The organism is Collimonas humicola, from assembly GCF_018304945.1.
Lineage (GTDB): Bacteria > Pseudomonadota > Gammaproteobacteria > Burkholderiales > Burkholderiaceae_D > Collimonas > Collimonas humicola.
In genome coordinates this window covers 379,073-395,622 of sequence record NZ_JAGQEE010000002.1, presented here as the reverse complement: position 1 = coordinate 395,622, position 16,550 = coordinate 379,073, and the positions used below count along the sequence as shown (strand labels likewise).

The 16,550-nt window shown below is 60.4% G+C and carries 19 protein-coding genes and 2 tRNA genes; 6 read left to right on the top strand and 15 right to left on the bottom strand.

Annotated features, from left to right (window positions below; genetic code table 11):
• Positions 1-39 precede the first annotated feature (39 nt).
• The 8 genes from KHU30_RS10540 to KHU30_RS10505 form a co-directional block, all read right to left on the bottom strand.
• Entirely contained in the window at positions 40-423 is a 384-nt protein-coding gene (locus KHU30_RS10540) for a hypothetical protein (RefSeq protein WP_211442599.1), read from the bottom strand.
• Between the two features lie 14 nt (positions 424-437).
• Positions 438-824 (bottom strand): phage holin family protein, encoded by a 387-nt coding sequence (locus KHU30_RS10535; RefSeq protein WP_211442598.1) that lies wholly within the window; start codon positions 822-824, stop codon positions 438-440.
• A 24-nt stretch (positions 825-848) separates the two neighbouring features.
• Positions 849-1,151: a DUF883 family protein gene (locus tag KHU30_RS10530; protein WP_211442597.1), complete on the bottom strand. Its 303-nt coding sequence runs from the start codon at positions 1,149-1,151 to the stop codon at positions 849-851.
• A gap of 202 nt (positions 1,152-1,353) precedes the next feature.
• Positions 1,354-1,863 (bottom strand): hypothetical protein, encoded by a 510-nt coding sequence (locus KHU30_RS10525; RefSeq protein WP_211442596.1) that lies wholly within the window; start codon positions 1,861-1,863, stop codon positions 1,354-1,356.
• Between the two features lie 107 nt (positions 1,864-1,970).
• Positions 1,971-2,381 carry a nucleoside diphosphate kinase regulator gene (gene rnk / locus KHU30_RS10520; protein ID WP_211442595.1) on the bottom strand — a complete coding sequence of 137 codons (411 nt, stop codon included), beginning with the start codon at positions 2,379-2,381 and terminating at the stop codon, positions 1,971-1,973.
• 175 nt (positions 2,382-2,556) lie between these two features.
• Positions 2,557-3,030 (bottom strand): energy transducer TonB family protein, encoded by a 474-nt coding sequence (locus tag KHU30_RS10515; RefSeq protein ID WP_211442594.1) that lies wholly within the window; start codon positions 3,028-3,030, stop codon positions 2,557-2,559.
• Positions 3,031-3,158: 128 nt separating this feature from the next.
• Entirely contained in the window at positions 3,159-3,668 is a 510-nt protein-coding gene (locus KHU30_RS10510; RefSeq protein WP_211442593.1) for a carboxymuconolactone decarboxylase family protein, read from the bottom strand.
• A 194-nt stretch (positions 3,669-3,862) separates the two neighbouring features.
• The gene (locus tag KHU30_RS10505) at positions 3,863-4,408 is read right to left on the bottom strand and encodes a peroxiredoxin (RefSeq protein ID WP_211442592.1); all 546 of its coding nucleotides are present in this window, start codon (positions 4,406-4,408) and stop codon (positions 3,863-3,865) included.
• Between the two features lie 433 nt (positions 4,409-4,841).
• On the opposite strand from KHU30_RS10505, the gene KHU30_RS10500 reads away from it, so the two are divergent.
• Both KHU30_RS10500 and KHU30_RS10495 read left to right on the top strand, forming a co-directional pair.
• Positions 4,842-4,917, top strand: a tRNA-Val gene (locus KHU30_RS10500).
• A 34-nt stretch (positions 4,918-4,951) separates the two neighbouring features.
• Positions 4,952-5,028 (top strand) — tRNA-Asp (locus tag KHU30_RS10495).
• A gap of 158 nt (positions 5,029-5,186) precedes the next feature.
• Here the strand turns inward: KHU30_RS10495 and KHU30_RS10490 are convergent.
• Positions 5,187-5,699: a hypothetical protein gene (locus KHU30_RS10490; protein ID WP_211442591.1), complete on the bottom strand. Its 513-nt coding sequence runs from the start codon at positions 5,697-5,699 to the stop codon at positions 5,187-5,189.
• 331 nt (positions 5,700-6,030) lie between these two features.
• Between KHU30_RS10490 and KHU30_RS10485 the strand changes: the two genes are divergently transcribed.
• Complete coding sequence (locus KHU30_RS10485) at positions 6,031-7,161, top strand: GGDEF domain-containing protein (protein ID WP_211442590.1); 1,131 nt, start codon at positions 6,031-6,033, stop codon at positions 7,159-7,161.
• 63 nt (positions 7,162-7,224) lie between these two features.
• Here the strand turns inward: KHU30_RS10485 and KHU30_RS10480 are convergent, their stop codons facing one another.
• The 3 genes from KHU30_RS10480 to KHU30_RS10470 all read right to left on the bottom strand — a co-directional run bounded on the left by KHU30_RS10480 (position 7,225) and on the right by KHU30_RS10470 (position 10,679).
• Positions 7,225-8,124, bottom strand: a complete 900-nt coding sequence (locus KHU30_RS10480) for a recombination-associated protein RdgC (protein WP_211442589.1) — start codon at positions 8,122-8,124, stop codon at positions 7,225-7,227.
• 164 nt (positions 8,125-8,288) lie between these two features.
• Complete coding sequence (locus KHU30_RS10475) at positions 8,289-8,576, bottom strand: DUF4404 family protein (protein WP_230427310.1); 288 nt, start codon at positions 8,574-8,576, stop codon at positions 8,289-8,291.
• Positions 8,577-8,615: 39 nt separating this feature from the next.
• Complete coding sequence (locus tag KHU30_RS10470; protein ID WP_211442588.1) at positions 8,616-10,679, bottom strand: UvrD-helicase domain-containing protein; 2,064 nt, start codon at positions 10,677-10,679, stop codon at positions 8,616-8,618.
• A gap of 134 nt (positions 10,680-10,813) precedes the next feature.
• Between KHU30_RS10470 and KHU30_RS10465 the strand changes: the two genes are divergently transcribed.
• Positions 10,814-11,293: an SRPBCC family protein gene (locus KHU30_RS10465; RefSeq protein ID WP_211442587.1), complete on the top strand. Its 480-nt coding sequence runs from the start codon at positions 10,814-10,816 to the stop codon at positions 11,291-11,293.
• Between the two features lie 37 nt (positions 11,294-11,330).
• Here the strand turns inward: KHU30_RS10465 and KHU30_RS10460 are convergent, their stop codons facing one another.
• Both KHU30_RS10460 and KHU30_RS10455 read right to left on the bottom strand, forming a co-directional pair.
• Positions 11,331-11,969, bottom strand: coding sequence for a response regulator (locus KHU30_RS10460; protein ID WP_211442586.1), 639 nt, complete (start codon positions 11,967-11,969; stop codon positions 11,331-11,333).
• 2 nt (positions 11,970-11,971) lie between these two features.
• A complete protein-coding gene (locus KHU30_RS10455) occupies positions 11,972-13,336 on the bottom strand; it encodes a cache domain-containing protein (RefSeq protein ID WP_211442585.1) in 1,365 nt (454 codons plus the stop codon).
• Between the two features lie 231 nt (positions 13,337-13,567).
• Here KHU30_RS10455 and KHU30_RS10450 point away from each other — a divergent pair, with 231 nt between their 5' ends.
• Together KHU30_RS10450 and KHU30_RS10445 are read left to right on the top strand one after the other, a co-directional pair.
• A complete protein-coding gene (locus KHU30_RS10450) occupies positions 13,568-15,640 on the top strand; it encodes a carbon starvation CstA family protein (RefSeq protein WP_211442584.1) in 2,073 nt (690 codons plus the stop codon).
• A 10-nt stretch (positions 15,641-15,650) separates the two neighbouring features.
• On the top strand, positions 15,651-15,851 hold the full coding sequence (locus KHU30_RS10445; protein WP_041742732.1) for a YbdD/YjiX family protein: 201 nt from the start codon (positions 15,651-15,653) through the stop codon (positions 15,849-15,851).
• 84 nt (positions 15,852-15,935) lie between these two features.
• Here the strand turns inward: KHU30_RS10445 and KHU30_RS10440 are convergent, their stop codons facing one another.
• Positions 15,936-16,463 (bottom strand): DUF6622 family protein, encoded by a 528-nt coding sequence (locus KHU30_RS10440; protein WP_211442583.1) that lies wholly within the window; start codon positions 16,461-16,463, stop codon positions 15,936-15,938.
• Positions 16,464-16,550 lie beyond the last annotated feature (87 nt).

Below are 16,550 nucleotides of genomic sequence, written 5' to 3'. Positions count from 1 at the left end.
GAGACAGCTTCAGCAAAAAACCGTGTCCCCGGCCGGGGATTACGGCAATTCGTCATCCGTTGTTTCTTTACTATTCCTACTGCTGACAAAAATGGCGCCGCCGATCGCTGCGATCACGGCGGCGCCGATTAAAAGGGGTTTGCGCGTGCCGCGCTTGGACAGCCACGATGCGCCGGTCACCAGCAGCGGCAGCATGGCCGGCAGGTTGCTGCCCTTGAGGCTGCGGGAAGTGCTGAACAGTGACGAAGCGATGCCGCTGGCGCGGCCCAGCAGTACGGTGGCCAGCGATTTGGTGTTCAGGTTGGCGCGCACGATATCGCGCGAATGCAGCATCTCGGTACGGAATTTCGCGCCTTCCGCCAGCAGTTTCTGCTTGCGCTCGGCGGGCGACAGATGATTATCCAGTCCTGCGTGTCGGCTCATGTCTGTTTCCCCGCTCAAAGTATGGCGTCGCGATCTTTGCGCAGCTCAGCCATGGTGACCGGCAAGCCGAGCCGGCCGTTGCGCAGTACGCTGCGCACATACAAGGCCGAGCCGAGCGCCAGCAGGGTGAAGAAGGCGCCCAGGATCACCAGTATCTTCCAGCCCATCGATTCCCACGCCAGCACTACCACCAGCGCGCTCCAGAACGCCAGCGCGAACCACAGCGCGACGATGCTGAGGGCGCACACCAGCAACAGCTTCAGCAGATGGGCGCCGATTTCGGAAAACTCCAGGGCGGCCAGCTCGATGCGGCTGATCACCAGGGCAAACATGTTCTTGGCGGTGCTGACCAGGCCGGACACCAGGCCTGGACTGCTGTGCTTGGCTTGTTGTGGGTTCATGCGTGCCTGACGGTTATGCTGCGTTTACTTGCGGGAAATTGCCAGTCCGACCAGCAAGCCGATGCCGGCGGAAATGGCGATTGCGCGCCATGGGTTTTCCTGGACATAGTCATCAGTGGTGGCGGCGAGATCCTTGCCGGCCTCGATCGCTGCCGCCTGCACGTCTTGTGCTTTAGATACAGCGGCGTCAAGTAGTTCCAAACCTTTTTGGCGCAGATCCTCGGCTTTTTCACCGGTAGTGGCCGCGGCTTCGCGGAACAGTTCTTGCGCATCCTTGACCAGGCTACGGACATCGCTGCGAGTGGTTTTCAAAGTGGATCTGTGCATTGTGAGACTCCTCGATTCGTGATTTTTTCAGTATAGCCAATACAAGCCATGACGGCTGCAGCCGAGCCGGCTTAGGCAATATCGCCGATGATACAGGCTACTGTGCCTATCTGCCAACGTGGTGTTTTTGTCCGCAAATGTGCACCGGATGGCGCCGGTTGCAGGCAATTTCCGGCCCGGCGGCAGTGCTGGCGCACCCGGGTTATTTACGGTCGCGCAGTTCCGCAATCTTTTCGATATTGCCGATCTGGATCACGATCGGCCGCAGCGCGATGGTGGCCTGCGCCGGGCGCCAGGCAAACAGCCATTCGTGCTGGGCGGCGTCGCGCTTCGGCTTGGTAAACGTAGCCCCGAGCGGGCTCGGCTGGCCGTAGCTGATGGCGGCGTCGATGCCGGCCCAGTTGGGCAGCAGGCGCTGGGCGGCGCGATGCACCAGTTCGCCGAACTGCTCGGTGTCGTGGATCACCAGGCAGCAGTCGGACGGCGCGAAGGCGTTGAACAGGCTGGCGTCGTCGCTGCTGCTCAGGCTCAGGGTCAGCAGTTGTGGCAAGGCCTTGCTGCCGGAATTGCGCGGATGGTGGAGATTGCTGATCTGCAGGCTTTCGGCCGGCGGACGCAGGCGGAATTCGCCGAGCGTCAGGGAGCGTTCCAGCCATTGCCGCTCCGAATAGCGATAGAGTTTGGGAGGGCGTTGATAATCTGCGCTTAACATGGTGACCTGTCTTTACTTTTTGCCTAACAGACGCGCTGATTCGGCGTCTTGAAAACCTGCGGCAGCAGCGTTGCCCCTGCCGCATACGAATGCGATTGCAGAGGGAGTTAAAGGTGAAACTCGCCGTTGGCTTCCGGCTGGTACGTCACGTCCAGGATGCGCAGCTGCAGCGGGCGGCCTCCCGGACCCTGCCAGGAAATCGACTGTCCTACCGACAGGCCGAGCAGGGCGCTGCCGACCGGCGCCAGGATCGATACCGCATCGGGCGGATTGGACGGGCCGGGATAGGCCAGCGTCATGTCGTATTCGACCTTGCTGACATCGTCAATGAAGCGCACGGCGGAATTCATGGTGATCAGGCCCGGCGGAATCTGTTCCGGATCGACCACCGTGGCGCGTTGCAGCTCCTGTTCCAGAGCATCGATTCCTGGCAGGTTGCGGTAGGCGGCCGATGCCAGCAGTTGTTCAATGCGTTCCAGGTCGAAGCTGGAAATGGTGATTGGCGGCTTGATATCCATGACTGTGCGGTCTCGTAGAAAAAGGGGAGTAGGTGCGGACGCGGCGCGATGAAGAGTCGCGCGAGTGCTTCCTTGCGTCCTGGCTGGTAGCTCGATGGTAGGCGAGAAGTGCGCGCGAAGCAAGTTTCGCCGGCCGCGCCGGCGCCAGGGCGCGACCGCCAGCATGTACAGCGCGCTACTGGTCCATCTGCTGTTCGGCGACCGAGCGCAGCTGGAAGCGGCCGTCGTCGTTGAACAGCCAGCTTTCCGCGATCTCGACCTCGCCGCGGCGCAGGAATTTGCTGTCCGGTTTAGGGAAGGGCGCAGCGCGGCGCACCGCCGCCAGGGCGCTGGCCTCGGCCGTGCGGTCCTTGTTGCTGCGCAGGATTTCAGCGCGCAGCAGCTGGCCGTCGGCGTTCACATAATATTTCACCACGATCACCGCGCGCAGCAGCGCCTGCGGCCGGCCGACATACACTTCGGTGGAGTTGACGGCGACGATTCTTTGCGCCAGCCCGCGCTTGTAGTCGTCCAGCGTGGTGGCAGTCGAGGTGGCATTGGGTGTGGTGGCAGGCACTGGCGGTGGCGGCGCCTGCCCCGGTATGAGATTACAGGCTGCCAGCAAGAGCGCCGCGCCGCAGTACAAGCCTAGATGGATCCTGGCGTTCATCGCGCTCTCCTCGACTGGACAGATTAAGACAAGCTGTAAACCATTTTAGGACGAGAGCAAGCGCTGGTCCAAATAAAAAAGCCATCGGCTGCTGCGGATGGCTTTTGAGCGGCATGACGGATGCCGGATCAGTTCAGCTTGATCAGTTTGCTGGTGGCGTTGACGGCTGCCGCCAGCTTGCCGATGTCGCGCAGTTCGGCCGGCGTGATGCCCAGCTTTTTCAGCTCGGCGATATGGCCGCTGACGCAACCGCGGCATTTGCCGACGATCGATGCCGCCAGCGTGTAGATCTCGAAGTGCTTCTTGTCGACGCCGCCGTGGGTGGCGTAGCCTTGCATGCGGATTTGCGGCGGCTGGGTTTTCAGTTCCGCGTCCTCTGCCAGGTCCAGGTAGCTGTACCAGATGTTGGTCATGCCCATGATGGCGGCCGCGGTCTTGGCGGCGGTGGCTTCCACTTCCGTGGTCAAACCCTGGAACGCTTTAACCAGTTGCGGACTGCCGGCCGAGATCGCTGCCGCAATGCCTGCAGCCGCCGCGACTTCGGGCGCCAGGCCAGACTTGTTCAAAGCGCCGTCCAGGGTGATCCAGACGTCCTTGGCATACGATGGGATGGCGTCTCGTAGTTGAAGCATATCCATGGTTTCTCCTTAAATACTGAATACTGAAATACTGAAATACTGAAATACTGAATACTGAAATACGGAATTCAAATCGCGTCCGTGCGCGGGGCAGGCCGTCTGGGCCGACCCCGCTGCGGACGTTTGCTGCATGGCAGAATTGCTTGCTGTAACAAGCGGATCAGGCGCGCCACGCCTGACCGGATCCGGATGGATTACAGGGTTTCGCCGCCAGGAGCGCGGTTGCAGGCGCACAGTTCGCCGGTTTGCAGAGCGTCAAGGACGCGCAGTGTTTCTTCCGGGTTGCGGCCGACATCCAGGTTGTTGACGGTAACGTGCTGGATGACGTTGTTCGGATCGATGATGAAAGTCGCGCGCAGTGCAACGCCGGCTTCATGACGGATACCCAGCTGGTCGATCAGGGCGCCGGTCGTGTCGGCGAACTGCCAGTGGCCCAGCTTGCTCAGGTCGGAGTGCTCGCGACGCCATGCCAGCTTGACGAATTCATTATCGGACGAGCCGCCCAGCAAGACTGCATCGCGGTCATCGAAGTCGCGCGCCAGCTTGTTGTAGGCAACGATTTCAGTCGGGCAGACGAATGTGAAATCTTTCGGGTAGAAGTACAAGACTTTCCATTTGCCAGGAAACGAAGTTTCGGTGACGGTTTCAAACGCCGACACGCCGTTTTCTTCAGGCAGGTTGAAGCCAGGTTTTACGCCTTCGACCTTGAATGGTGCGAGAGATTGTCCGATTGTTTTCATCTGATTCCTTTCGATAGTAAAAGTTAATTATATACAATCTGTTGATAGCATTAATTGTATATTTCTATGGGGACGATAGTCCGTCACGGCGGCGCCGTAATGAAACCGCGCCGCGCGCATCGGTCTGCGTCAGGGTGATAAGCTGCGCAACATTCCGGCAGTTACGACAGTCGAGGTGAACCCGGCGTTCCATTGTTCCGGAAAACCAATTCACCCGAAAGAATAGCAGAGTGCGCCGTACCGCGTGGCCGCCGGGCTGCGATTTTGCGGGCGGAATCCGCGATGCTTGCAGAGGGAAATGCAGAGCCGCTAAAAACTTTTTAAACAATTTTTAGCGAAGCGCTGGTTTTTTTAAAAAAACCGTTGTACAATCTGCCCCCTTCAGGCGTAGTGACATACGCACCGAAAGATAGTCTGACTAAGTGTGCAATTCGGGTGCTTAGCTCAGTTGGTAGAGCGGCGCCCTTACAAGGCGTAGGTCGGGAGTTCGAGCCTCTCAGCACCCACCAAGCAGATTATCTGGCGGCACTGAAGAGCAGTTTAGGAGTGGTAGTTCAGTTGGTTAGAATACCGGCCTGTCACGCCGGGGGTCGCGGGTTCGAGTCCCGTCCACTCCGCCAAGAATACAAATGCCCGCGCAAGCGGGCGTTTTTATTTGTGGTCCAAATTTTGCAGGTCCAAATTTATATCCCCGTTTGCGGGAATATCGCTCTTCGTGCTTGAAATGAAAAAGACGACCTCGCAGCCGTCTTATTTTCCTAAAGCATTCCTGTCCGTCTCAGAACCGATCGCCGATAGTCCTGGTAATCGCCGTCCCCTCGGATTTCTGCAGCATCACCTTGCCATTGCGTATCACCAGCGTCTCCACGCTCTTGTCCCGGGTCTCGGCGACCCTGCCGACCGGCCCGATCGCCATGCTGACGTTGGTCGCCAGCTTCACTTCGGCGCTGCGCTTGTCCTTGCTGACCTCGATATGCTCGATGTAGACCTGGTAGTTGGTCGACATCATGCCGCCGGTGCGCGCCATGGCATCGAACATCTTGGTGTATTTGTCGCAGGTTTCCTGCTTGTCGGCGTTTTCCTGGATCCGTCCCTGGCTGGTCGAGTTGATCCCGCTGCGCGTAAAATCCTTGGTCAGCATGGCGCACAGTTCCTGGCCGCGGCCGTTCAGGACATGCTCGGTGGCGGTGTCGTAAAAGCGCGTGACGCTGGCTTCATCGATAGTATTTTGACGATTCCAGTACCAACCGCCTATCCCGACAGCAACTAATAACAAAATAATGACTCTCATACTCCCCTGACCCCTTTTTTAACACGCAAGACATTCCACTGTGACGGTCCCATTTGCGCCGATCTGCTTCTACACCTTCGCCAGGATGGACAGATGCGGCTTAAATTTCCGATAAGCTATAGAATATCTGTTGTGCAACAATTTTGATACATTACTCAATCCCGCATTCGTGCGATGGCCAAAACATGGCATTATTGTTCCCCTTTAGTGCCATGCCCTGCATCCATTTCTCCCAAAAAAATGAATTGCTGTCTGTCATGCGTGGCTGCTTATTGCCAGTCGGGCTGAAGAAACCAGTGACAACCAAGGCGTTCAAAGGGAATTCGGGTACATGAAAGCGCAACGACGGAAAGAAATGAATGCGATGGCGCTGGGCATGCTGGGGCGGGTCGCCCTGAGCGGGCTGCTGGACGCCTTGCTGCTATCGGGATTTGTCCTTGCCGGCGTGATTCCGGCCGATATCGCGCTGTTCTACGGCGTGGCGGTGGCCTTGGTGACCCTGCTCTTCTATCTGCTGATCAGAGGCGGCTACCGGCGCCGCTCCAAGGATCCCGGCCTGACTTTCCCGCAAGTGGTGACGGCGTTGCTGATGCAGACCGGGTTCTTGATCCTGGCGCCGCAGGTCGGCTATCTGTTCCTGATCAATTTTTTCGTGATCTATGCTTTCGGCGCGCTCGGCCTGAGCACCTTCTGGAATGCGGTGAGCTGGCTGATCGGATCGCTTGCACTGGTGCTGGCGTTCAGCGTGTCCGGATCGCATTTGCGGTTCCCGGTAGCCAGCAACCTGAGCCAGCTGCTGGTGTGCCTGTCCTTCATCATGACCCTGGGCCGCTGTATCTACCTGGCCAACATGATGAGCCGCATGCAGCGCAAGATCACCGAACAGAACCAGCAACTGGTGAAAGCCATGAAACGGGTGCAGGAACTGGCTACCCGCGACGAGCTGACCAATATCGAAAACCGCCGTTCGCTGATGGAAATCCTGGCGGTCGAGCAAAAACGCTTCCAGCGCGGCGGCACGCCGTTCTGCATCGCCATCCTCGATCTGGACGGCTTCAAGTCGGTGAATGACAATTTCGGCCACGCCGCCGGCGACATGGTGCTCAAGACCTTCGTCGAGATCGTGCGCAACGAGATGCGCCTGAGCGACCATTTCGCCCGCTACGGCGGCGACGAGTTCGTGCTGGTGCTGACCGGCACCACGGTGCAGGAAGGCGTGACAGCGCTCGACCGCATCTGCGCCGAGACGGAAATGTACGACTGGAGCAAGTTCGGCAAGGATATTATCCTGACGGCGTCGATCGGGATTACCGACTTCCGCCCCGGCGAGAGCATAGACGAAGCCTTCCAGCGCGCCGACATGGCCCTCTACGGCGCCAAGGCCGCCGGCCGCAACCGCGTCATGATCAGCCCGGATAGCTTCGAGTCTTCCGACGGCGGCACCACCATCCGGGCGTTTTAAGGATCGGCGCTGCTTCAGCAGACCTGAAGCAGCGCCATAAGGCCGCTAGCGGTAAGCCAAGCCTCAGACCGCCGGTTCGCCGCCCAGCGCAAACACCAGGTCGCCCAGCATCTTGTTGAGCTCGCCGGTCATCAGCATCATGTCGGAATCGAAACGTTCGTCGTCATTCTTGCTGCTGGTGTCGTTGCCTTCCTTCAGGACGTCGAGCGGCGCGATGCGCTTGATCGCCAGTGATTCGGTCAGCACGAAGGAGATATGGTCGGCCCAGGTCATCGCCAGCCGCGTGCATTGCTTGCCGGAGGCAATATGGCGCCGCACGTCGTCCGCTTCGATAGTGTGGCGCACGTAGCGCACGGTGGCCTTGCTTTCGCCGGCGGCGCGCAGTTCGGTGTCCTGGTCGACGGTAAAGCCGTGCGGCGCTTCGTCCGAGGCCAGCCAGTTGGTCATCGAAGTCAGCGGCGAATGGGCCGTGCGCAGGCCGGAAATCTGCAGTTTGTCGACCGAACCCAGCAGCAGCTTGAGGATTTCCTCGGCCTTGGTCGGGCTGGCCGCATCGATCACCAGCCAGCCGTTGACCGGATCGATCCAGACCCAGGTATTGCGCTGGATGCTGAAGGCGCGCGGCAGCAATTCGTCGGTAACCTGCTCCTTGAGGTCTTTCAGCTGCTTGCGGCCGGGCGCATAGCCTTGCTGTTCTTCGATCTCGGCGGCGCGCGCCTTGGTCACCTGGTTGACCACGGTAGCTGGCAGCAGCTTCTTTTCCGTGCCCAGCAAGATCATCATCTGGCGGTTCACGCTGTGCACCAGCATGCCGTTGTCGCGCGGCGACAGCCAGCCCTGGCTTTGCAGTTCCAGGCTGCTGCACTTGGCGAAGGCCTGCGGCGCCAGGAAGGCTTCCAGCTGCTCGGCCGAAATGGCCCATGGTGCGGGGATACGGAAGATCTGAAGATTTTTAAACCACATGGTGTTCCAATAAAATAAAGCAATCGCAGACACGGCTGCCGCCCCATGGGCGGCAATGACGCGGTGTCGTATCGATTAATGGGTTAAGCGGGAAGTTTCAAGCTGCAGTTGCGGGCAAGGCCGCGCCAGGCGACCCCACCCTGCAATGTCGGATTGGCTGGGTATCAGATACCCATATTGGTCAGCGTATCGGCGATTTCGCGCAATACCGGCTCCAGATGCGGGTGTTTCACCGCCAGCCGCGCCGAAATGCCCTGGGCGCGCTCCACCAGCTCGGAGCGGATGCCGGTCGCCGGCGCCGCTGCCGGCGTCGTATCGGCGGATTTCAGCAGCTGCTGGATGTCGGTATCCAGGGTTTGCAGCAAAGTCTTCAATTCGTTGTCTACGGCGCCGTTGCTCTCGAGCGTGCTGCGCAGTTTTTCCAGCGATGTCTTGATGTTGTCTATGCTCATGTATTACTCCAGAATGGAAACGCTGTGATGCTTATCATCTCATGCCGCTCTCGGCTTCTGCAACAAAGCCTTCAAATTGGCCAGACGGTTCTGCGGGGTGATCTGTTCGGCCTCGGTCGGCGGCGCGTCGCCCTCGTCCAGCTTCATTTCCTTGACGAAGCGGGAGATTTCGCAGACGACCGCTTCGCCGGCGCGCTTGCGCCGCTTGCACCAGCTGACATGCAGGCTGCGCTGGGCGCGCGTGATGCCGACATACATCAGCCGCCGCTCTTCTTCGATGCGGGCGGCGATGGTTTCCGGCGGTGCATCGGGATCGCCCTTGTGCGGCAGGATGCCCTCCTCGACGCCGATCAGGAACACATGCGGATATTCTAGTCCCTTGGAGGCGTGCAGGGTCGACATGCGCACCGCATCCGGCTCTTCGTCGCGCCCTTCCAGCATCGACATCAGCGCCACCATCTGCGTCAGTTCCAGCAGATTGCGCTCGTCGCCGGCGCCATCCTTGCCGCCGGTGCCCTTTTCTTTCAGCCAGTTGGTGAAATCCAGCACATTCTGCCACTTGCCCTGGGCCGCGCGGTCGTCGAAGCTGTCGTACAGATAATGCTCGTAATTGATTTCCTTCATCATGTCGTCCAGCACGGCGGCGGCGTTTTCACCGCTGCCGGCCGGGCCGACGCGGCTGGCGCGGGCTTCCAGCTGGTTGATGAAGTGGCAGAATTCGCGCAGCGGATAGAGCTGGCGGTCGGTCAGCTTGGCTTCGATGCCGCCCTTGAACACCGCTTCGAACAGCGAACACTGCCACTGGCCGGCCACCGTGCCCAGCACCTCCAGCGTGGCCTGGCCGACGCCGCGCTTGGGCGTGGTGATGGCGCGGATGAAGGCCGGATCGTCGTCTTCGTTGGCGATCAGGCGCAGGTAGCTGATGATGTCCTTGATTTCGGCGCGGTCGAAAAAACTCTGGCCGCCCGACATCGTGTACGGGATGCGTTCGCGCCGCAGGGCTTTTTCGAAGGTGCGCGCCTGATGGTTGCCGCGGTACAGGATGGCGTAGTCGGAAAACTTGGCGCGCCGCTCGAAACGGTGCGCCGACAGCATGATCGCCACCTGCTCCGCTTCTTTTTCGTCATCCTCCATGCCCATCACCTTGATCGGATCGCCCAGCCCGTGTTCCGACCACAGTTTCTTGTCGAACAGCTTGGGATTGTTGCCGATCACCGCGTTGGCGGCTTGCAGGATGCGCGTGGAGGACCGGTAATTCTGTTCCAGCTTGATCACTTTCAGGTCAGGAAAATCGACCTGCAGGGTTTTCAGGTTTTCGATGGTCGCGCCGCGCCAGGCGTAGATCGCCTGGTCGTCGTCGCCCACCGCGGTGAACATCGGCTTCTTGCCGAGTCCGGTCACCAGCAGCTTGACCAGTTCGTACTGGCAGGTGTTGGTATCCTGATATTCATCGACCAGCAGATAGCGCAGACGGCGCTGCCATTTATCGCGCACCGCTTCATTGCTGCGGAACAGTTCCACCGGCAGGCGGATCAGGTCGTCGAAATCGACCGCCTGATAGGCCGCCAGCGTCGCCACATAGCTGCGGTAGATGCGCGCCGACTGCGCTTCATCCTCGGTCACGGCCTGCTTGATGGCTTGCTCGGGATCGACCAGGCCGTTCTTCCACAGCGACATGGCGGTCTGGATGCGGCGCACCAGCTGCTTGTCGGTGGTGATCGCGAGGTCTTGCACGATAGAAAAGCAATCGTCGCTGTCCATGATCGAAAAGCGGTCCTTCAGGCCCAGCTCGCGCGCTTCCTGGCGCAGGATCTTGACGCCCAGCGAATGGAAGGTGCTGACCGTGATGTGCTTGGCCTGTTTCGGATCCTTCAGCAGCTTGGCGATGCGCTCCTGCATTTCGGTGGCCGCCTTGTTGGTGAAGGTCAGCGCCGCGATATGCCTGGCGTCGTAGCCGCAATCTTCGATCAGGTGCTGGATCTTCTGGGTGATCACGCGCGTCTTGCCCGAACCGGCGCCGGCCAGCACCAGGCAGGGGCCGTCCAGATACTTGACGGCTTCCCGTTGGGGAGCGTTCAGGCCGAAATTGGGGGTAGACGACATAGATGACAAGAAAGCGGCAGGCCGGAAGGAGCAAAGCGCTGTATTTTAACAGCGCGGGCGCTGCGGCAGACGCCGCATGAGTTCCTGTGCCGAATATGGGACAATCGCTCATCAACCATTTTGCCGGACATGCCATGAAATTCAGTCATCTGATCGAAATCAACGATCCTCTCAACCCGCTGATCGACACCCTGACCCGCGAACAGCTATGGCGCGGGCTGGTGATGCGGGCCGAGCAGCCGCTGTTGTTCGTTGAACATCTGGACGATTGCCGGCTGTCGGACAAGTCGGTGCAGTCGGTGGCGCGCGAATTGCGTTACGGCAAAGTGATCGTCAAGGACGTGGTCAGCTACCTGCCGCAGCTGCAGGTGCGCTACCAGGTGCCGAAACAGCAAGATATCGCCGGTTCCAGCCTGATCATGACGATTGAAGAGCCGGAACAGGAAATGCTGTTCGTGCGCTTTGAATATGAAGACGACGCCGTCGAGCGACAGCCGGCGGCGCAGGCCGAGCAAGAGTTTTACGACGAATTCCGCCGTTCTGCCTACCAGGAAGCCGACATCGACACCATCCGCGTGATCCGCGAGCTGGCGGCCGAGGGCAAGCTAGGGTAACAATCGGCGCTGCCCTGCCGCCTGGCTATGCCGGCTGTCAGCGGAAATTATTTTCCACCGCGAACTTGATCAGTTCCGCCTGCCCTTCGATCTCCAGCTTGCGCTTGATGTTCAGCCGGTGGGTCTCCACCGTGCGCACGCTCAAGTCCAGCTCGCGGGCGATCTGCTTGTTCGATGCGCCGTTGGCGATGTGCTGCAGCACCTGCCGTTCGCGCGCCGTCAGCAGCTGGCCGGGAGTCATCGGCCGCGCCAGCTTCTGCGCCAGCGCCGCGCTGTAATACATGCCGCCGGAAATCACGGTTTCTATCGCATGCACGATATCCTTGCCCGGCGCATCCTTGAGCACGTAGCCGCGGGCGCCGGCCTGCACCGACTGCATCAGGTATTCGGTCTTGTCGTGCATGCTCAGGATCAGCACCGCGATCTCCGGGAAACTGGCGTGGAAACGCGCCGTCAGGTCGATGCCGTTGCTGCTGCTGTTGCAATTGCCGCGCAGGTTGATATCCATCAGGATCAGGTCCATAGGCTGTTCCTCGGCGCGCTGCAAGGCTTCTTCGGCGCTGCCCGCCTCGGCCACGATGGCGAAGCCCGGCACCGCTTCCAGGCGCGCGCGCAAGCCGTCGCGCACCAGCGGATGGTCGTCGACCAGCATGATTCTGGTATTTTTTTCAGACATATTCAAATATAAGCGGCATGAGGAATGGTGGCCAGCACGCGGGTGCCCGCCGGCGATGAACTGATGTTGAGATGGCCGCCTACCGCTTCCAGCCGCTCGACCATGTTGCGCAAGCCGATGCCGCGCTTGGGGTTGCTGTCGATCTTGCCGACGTCGAAACCGACGCCGTTGTCGTGTACGGCGAGCGAAACGGCCTGGCTGTCGCCTAGCAGCAGCACTTCGATCTGCGTCGCCTGCGAGTGGCGCGCGATGTTGGTCAAGGCTTCCTGGGCAATGCGGAACAGCACCGTATTGGCGACCGCCGGCAAGCCGTCGCTGTTGCCGCTGTGCTTGAAGGCGATCGGAATGCCGGCGTGTTCCAGCCATTCCTGGGTCAGGTGTTCGAGCGCCGCCGCCAGGCCGAGATCGTCCAGGATGGCCGGCCGCAAATCGTGGGAAATGCGGCGCACCTCGCCCAGCACGTCGTTCAGCTGGCCGGCGGTGCGCTCGAAATTGCTGCGCGCGGCGGCTGCCTGCTGCGGGCCGCGGTCGAGCTTGGCGATGCCGGCCTCGATCTGCAGCTTGATCGAGACCAGCCACTGGCTGATGCCGTCGTGCAGGTCGCGCGAGAGCCGCGCGCGTTCCTCTTCCTGCGATCGCACCACGCGCTGCGCCAGCACTTTCAGCTTGGCGTCGGCGACCCTGTGCTCGCTGATATTCAGCACCAGTCCGGAGGCTCCCACCACCAGTGCGCTCAGAGTCGCGATTGCGGCGATCCACCACATGGTGTTGCGGATATTGCCGGAAACCTGGGTATCGATCTTGCTGAGCGCGGCGTCGACGTCGTCCATATAAATGCCGGTGCCCAGCATCCAGCCCCAGTTGGGCAGCGCCACCACGTAGCCGAGCTTGGTCGCCACATGGTGGCTGGATGGCTTCTCCCACTGGTAGCGTTCAAAGCCGCCGCCGCTGCGGGCGCGTTCTATGAGGTGCTGGATGGTGAAGTTGCCGTCGGCGTCTTTCATGTCCCACAGGTCGCGCCCGACCAGTTCCGGCTGGCGCGGATGCATCAGGCTCTTGCCCTGCATGTCGTAGATGAAGAAATAACCGTCGTCGCCATAGGACAGCTTGGACAGGATGGCCATGGCCTCGTCCCGCGTGGCCTGGTCCTTGCGGCCGGAATCGTAGAGATGTGCAATCGACCAGGTGGCCAGCTCGACATAGTGCTTGAGTTCGGCTTCCTTGCTGGCCAGGTAGGCGGCCTGGATAGTGGCGCGCTGCTGCTGGCCGAGCGCAATCGCCTGGTGCCGCACCGCCAGCGCGATCGCGCAGAGCGCCAGGATCAGGGGGACGATCGCCAGGAAGATGATTTTTTGCCGTAATTTCATGGCGCTACTTTACTCGGAATCAGGTCCGGTTCCACCAAAACCTGCGCCGGCATTGCAGCGCTGCCAACTCTCTCTACGTAGTACTACGCAGGCATGTTGCGTAGTACCTCGCTTGTCCTCATGCCCCATATGCCAAATACTTTGGCGGCGGCCCTGTTGCTCGGCGAGTGCTTGCCGCGATCCAATAAAAACAATATTTCACAACATTCATTCCCGCCTGGGAGGAGAACAATGAATCGTCTATCTTCAAAGATGGGCTGGCTTGCGCTGGCCCTGCTCGGTGCATTCGCGTTTGGCTACATCGGCCTGCAGCGCGGCGAATCCATCAGCGCCATCTGGATCGTGATTGCCGCTATCTGCGTCTATCTGATCGCCTACCGTTTCTACAGCCTCTATATTTCCGACAAGGTGCTGGGCCTGGACGCCACCCGCATGACGCCTGCCTACAAGTACAACGACGGGCTGGACTACGTGCCGACCAACAAGAATGTCTTGTTCGGCCACCATTTTGCCGCGATTGCCGGCGCCGGTCCGCTGGTCGGTCCGGTGCTGGCGGCGCAGATGGGCTACTTGCCCGGCATGCTGTGGATACTGGCCGGGGTGGTGTTTGCCGGCGCCGTGCAGGACTTGATGGTGCTGTTCATCTCCACCCGGCGCGACGGCCGCTCGCTCGGTGACCTCATTAAATCGGAGCTGGGCCCGGTGCCAGGCGTGATCGCCCTGTTCGGTACCTTCATGATCATGGTGATCATCCTGGCGGTGCTGGCGCTGATCGTGGTCAAGGCGCTGGCGGAATCGCCCTGGGGCACCTTTACCGTGGCGGTGACGATTCCGATCGCGCTGTTCATGGGCGTCTACACCCGCTACATAAGGCCGGGACGCATTGGCGAAATTTCCATGATCGGCTTTGTGCTGCTGATGTTGGCGATTGTCGGCGGCCAGTATGTGCAGGAGCATCCTGTGCTGGGCGCGATGTTCACCTTCACCGGCAAGGAACTGACCTGGATGCTGATCGGCTACGGCTTCATCGCCTCGGTGCTGCCGGTCTGGCTGCTGCTGGCGCCACGCGACTACCTGTCTACTTTCCTGAAGATCGGCACCATCGTCGGCCTGGCGCTGGGTATCGTGTTTGTCGCGCCGGAACTGAAGATGCCGGCTTTCACGCAGTTCATGGACGGCTCCGGCCCGGTCTGGTCGGGCAGCCTGTTCCCCTTCCTGTTCATCACCATTGCTTGCGGCGCGGTCTCCGGCTTCCATGCGCTGATTGCGTCCGGCACCACGCCCAAGCTGCTGGAAAACGAACGCCATGCGCGTTTCATCGGCTACGGCGCGATGCTGATGGAATCGTTTGTCGCCATCATGGCGCTGATCGCGGCGTCCTGCATCGAGCCGGGCGTGTATTTTGCGATGAACAGTCCGGCGGCGCTGATCGGCACGACCGTCGATACGGCCGCGCACGCGGTCTCGCAATGGGGCTTTTACGTGACGCCGGAAATGCTGGCCCAGGTGGCCAAGGATGTCGGCGAGCACAGCATCATTTCACGCGCCGGCGGCGCGCCGACGCTGGCGGTCGGCATGGCCCACATCCTGTCCAGCATCGGCGGCGGCAAGGCCATGATGGCGTTCTGGTACCACTTCGCGATCCTGTTCGAAGCTTTGTTCATCCTCACCGCGGTGGATGCCGGCACGCGCGCCGGCCGCTTCATGCTGCAGGACTTGCTCGGCACCTTCGTGCCCTCCATGCGCAAGATCGATTCGCTGCCGGCCAGCCTGATCGCCACCGCCCTGTGCGTGGCCGGCTGGGGCTACTTCCTGTACCAGGGCGTGGTCGATCCGCTCGGCGGCATCAATACCTTGTGGCCGCTGTTTGGCATTTCCAACCAGATGCTGGCGGGGATAGCGTTGATCCTGGCGACCTGCGTGCTGTTCAAGATGAAGCGCGACCGCTTTGCCTGGGTCACTATCGTGCCGACCGTCTGGATCTTGATCTGTACCCTGACCGCCGGCTGGCAAAAGATTTTCGACGCCAATCCGCGCGTCGGTTTCCTGACCCACGCCGGCAAGTACCAGGCCGCGCTGGCGGAAGGAAAATTGCTGGCGCCGGCCAAGTCGGTGGCGCAAATGCAGCAGATCATTTTCAACGATTACCTGGATGCAGGGCTGGCGGCCTTCTTCATCCTGGTGCTGCTGAGCATACTCGGTTTCGGCATCAAAACCGTACTGGCAGCGCGAGCCGCCAGCAAGCCGAGCACCAGCGAAACGCCGTTTGAAGCGCTGCCTGCCAGCGCCTTGCCCTCAACCTGAAAGGCCGGCCATGCTGGAAGAACTGTCGAAAGCCGGACGTTATCTCGGTCAGACCATGCGCCTGATGGTGGGTTTGCCCGAGTACGGCACTTACGTGACGCACATGGAAAACACCCATCCGGGTGAACCGATGATGAGCTACGAAGAGTTTTTCAAGGAGCGCCAGGAAGCGCGCTACGGCGGCAACGGCCGGGTTGGGCGCTGCTGCTAGCTGCTTGAAAGTTAAGCGTCCTATGGGGATGTTGATGCCGACCGGTTCGCCGGCCGGCATTTTTTTGCCCCTGCTTTCAACGGCTCAATTCAATTGACCGTTATAGGCGCCCGGCGCCGGCTGCGGACTGTAGTAAAGGTTGACGATGCGCAGCAGGCGACCGAGGAACATGCCGTTGAAGATACCGTAGAGCGTGCAGACAACGACGGTAAATACAGTGTCCTGCGCCAGCGCCGGATGCATGGCCAGCGTCACACCCACCGCATATTTGGTCAGGAAAACCCCCATCATCAGCATCAATGGCAGCCAGCTGCCGCGCTGGAACACCACGCCGCGCTCCGGATAGGCCATCACGCGATCCTTGCGGAACAGGCGCCAGTTCAGCGTCGCCGCCACGGCTGCCGCCAGCAGCCAGCACAGCATCGGCAGCGCGGTAATGCCGAACACGGTGGATACGCCCTGCCAGGACAGCGCCAGCATCACCAACGGGATGATGGCCAGTCTTTTGAGCGCCACTTCGCTGTCGACGCTGGCGACGATGCCGCGGTAAACCAGGAATGCCAGCAGCGCCCAGACCCAGATTGGTGTGTGTGAAATGATTTGTGCAAGCATGTGGTTCTCCCGTTAAGTAAGTGATCTGCGGCGATTATCTGGTCGCCGCAGAGGCGGGAGAAGCGGAAAGCGACGAAATGCAGGAAT

Excerpts from the sequence above, each read along its gene's own strand:
- KHU30_RS10465 (WP_211442587.1), top strand. The coding sequence starts at position 10,814 with ATGAAATTCAGTCATCTGATCGAAATCAACGATCCTCTCAACCCGCTG.
- KHU30_RS10440 (WP_211442583.1), bottom strand. The coding sequence starts at position 16,463 with ATGCTTGCACAAATCATTTCACACACACCAATCTGGGTCTGGGCGCTG.
- KHU30_RS10460 (WP_211442586.1), bottom strand. The coding sequence starts at position 11,969 with ATGTCTGAAAAAAATACCAGAATCATGCTGGTCGACGACCATCCGCTG.
- KHU30_RS10505 (WP_211442592.1), bottom strand. The coding sequence starts at position 4,408 with ATGAAAACAATCGGACAATCTCTCGCACCATTCAAGGTCGAAGGCGTA.
- KHU30_RS10510 (WP_211442593.1), bottom strand. The coding sequence starts at position 3,668 with ATGGATATGCTTCAACTACGAGACGCCATCCCATCGTATGCCAAGGAC.
- KHU30_RS10470 (WP_211442588.1), bottom strand. The coding sequence starts at position 10,679 with ATGTCGTCTACCCCCAATTTCGGCCTGAACGCTCCCCAACGGGAAGCC.
- KHU30_RS10455 (WP_211442585.1), bottom strand. The coding sequence starts at position 13,336 with ATGAAATTACGGCAAAAAATCATCTTCCTGGCGATCGTCCCCCTGATC.
- KHU30_RS10530 (WP_211442597.1), bottom strand. The coding sequence starts at position 1,151 with ATGCACAGATCCACTTTGAAAACCACTCGCAGCGATGTCCGTAGCCTG.
- KHU30_RS10480 (WP_211442589.1), bottom strand. The coding sequence starts at position 8,124 with ATGTGGTTTAAAAATCTTCAGATCTTCCGTATCCCCGCACCATGGGCC.
- KHU30_RS10490 (WP_211442591.1), bottom strand. The coding sequence starts at position 5,699 with ATGAGAGTCATTATTTTGTTATTAGTTGCTGTCGGGATAGGCGGTTGG.
- KHU30_RS10525 (WP_211442596.1), bottom strand. The coding sequence starts at position 1,863 with ATGTTAAGCGCAGATTATCAACGCCCTCCCAAACTCTATCGCTATTCG.
- rnk (WP_211442595.1), bottom strand. The coding sequence starts at position 2,381 with ATGGATATCAAGCCGCCAATCACCATTTCCAGCTTCGACCTGGAACGC.
- KHU30_RS10475 (WP_230427310.1), bottom strand. The coding sequence starts at position 8,576 with ATGAGCATAGACAACATCAAGACATCGCTGGAAAAACTGCGCAGCACG.
- KHU30_RS10445 (WP_041742732.1), top strand. The coding sequence starts at position 15,651 with ATGCTGGAAGAACTGTCGAAAGCCGGACGTTATCTCGGTCAGACCATG.
- KHU30_RS10515 (WP_211442594.1), bottom strand. The coding sequence starts at position 3,030 with ATGAACGCCAGGATCCATCTAGGCTTGTACTGCGGCGCGGCGCTCTTG.
- KHU30_RS10535 (WP_211442598.1), bottom strand. The coding sequence starts at position 824 with ATGAACCCACAACAAGCCAAGCACAGCAGTCCAGGCCTGGTGTCCGGC.
- KHU30_RS10485 (WP_211442590.1), top strand. The coding sequence starts at position 6,031 with ATGAAAGCGCAACGACGGAAAGAAATGAATGCGATGGCGCTGGGCATG.
- KHU30_RS10450 (WP_211442584.1), top strand. The coding sequence starts at position 13,568 with ATGAATCGTCTATCTTCAAAGATGGGCTGGCTTGCGCTGGCCCTGCTC.
- KHU30_RS10540 (WP_211442599.1), bottom strand. The coding sequence starts at position 423 with ATGAGCCGACACGCAGGACTGGATAATCATCTGTCGCCCGCCGAGCGC.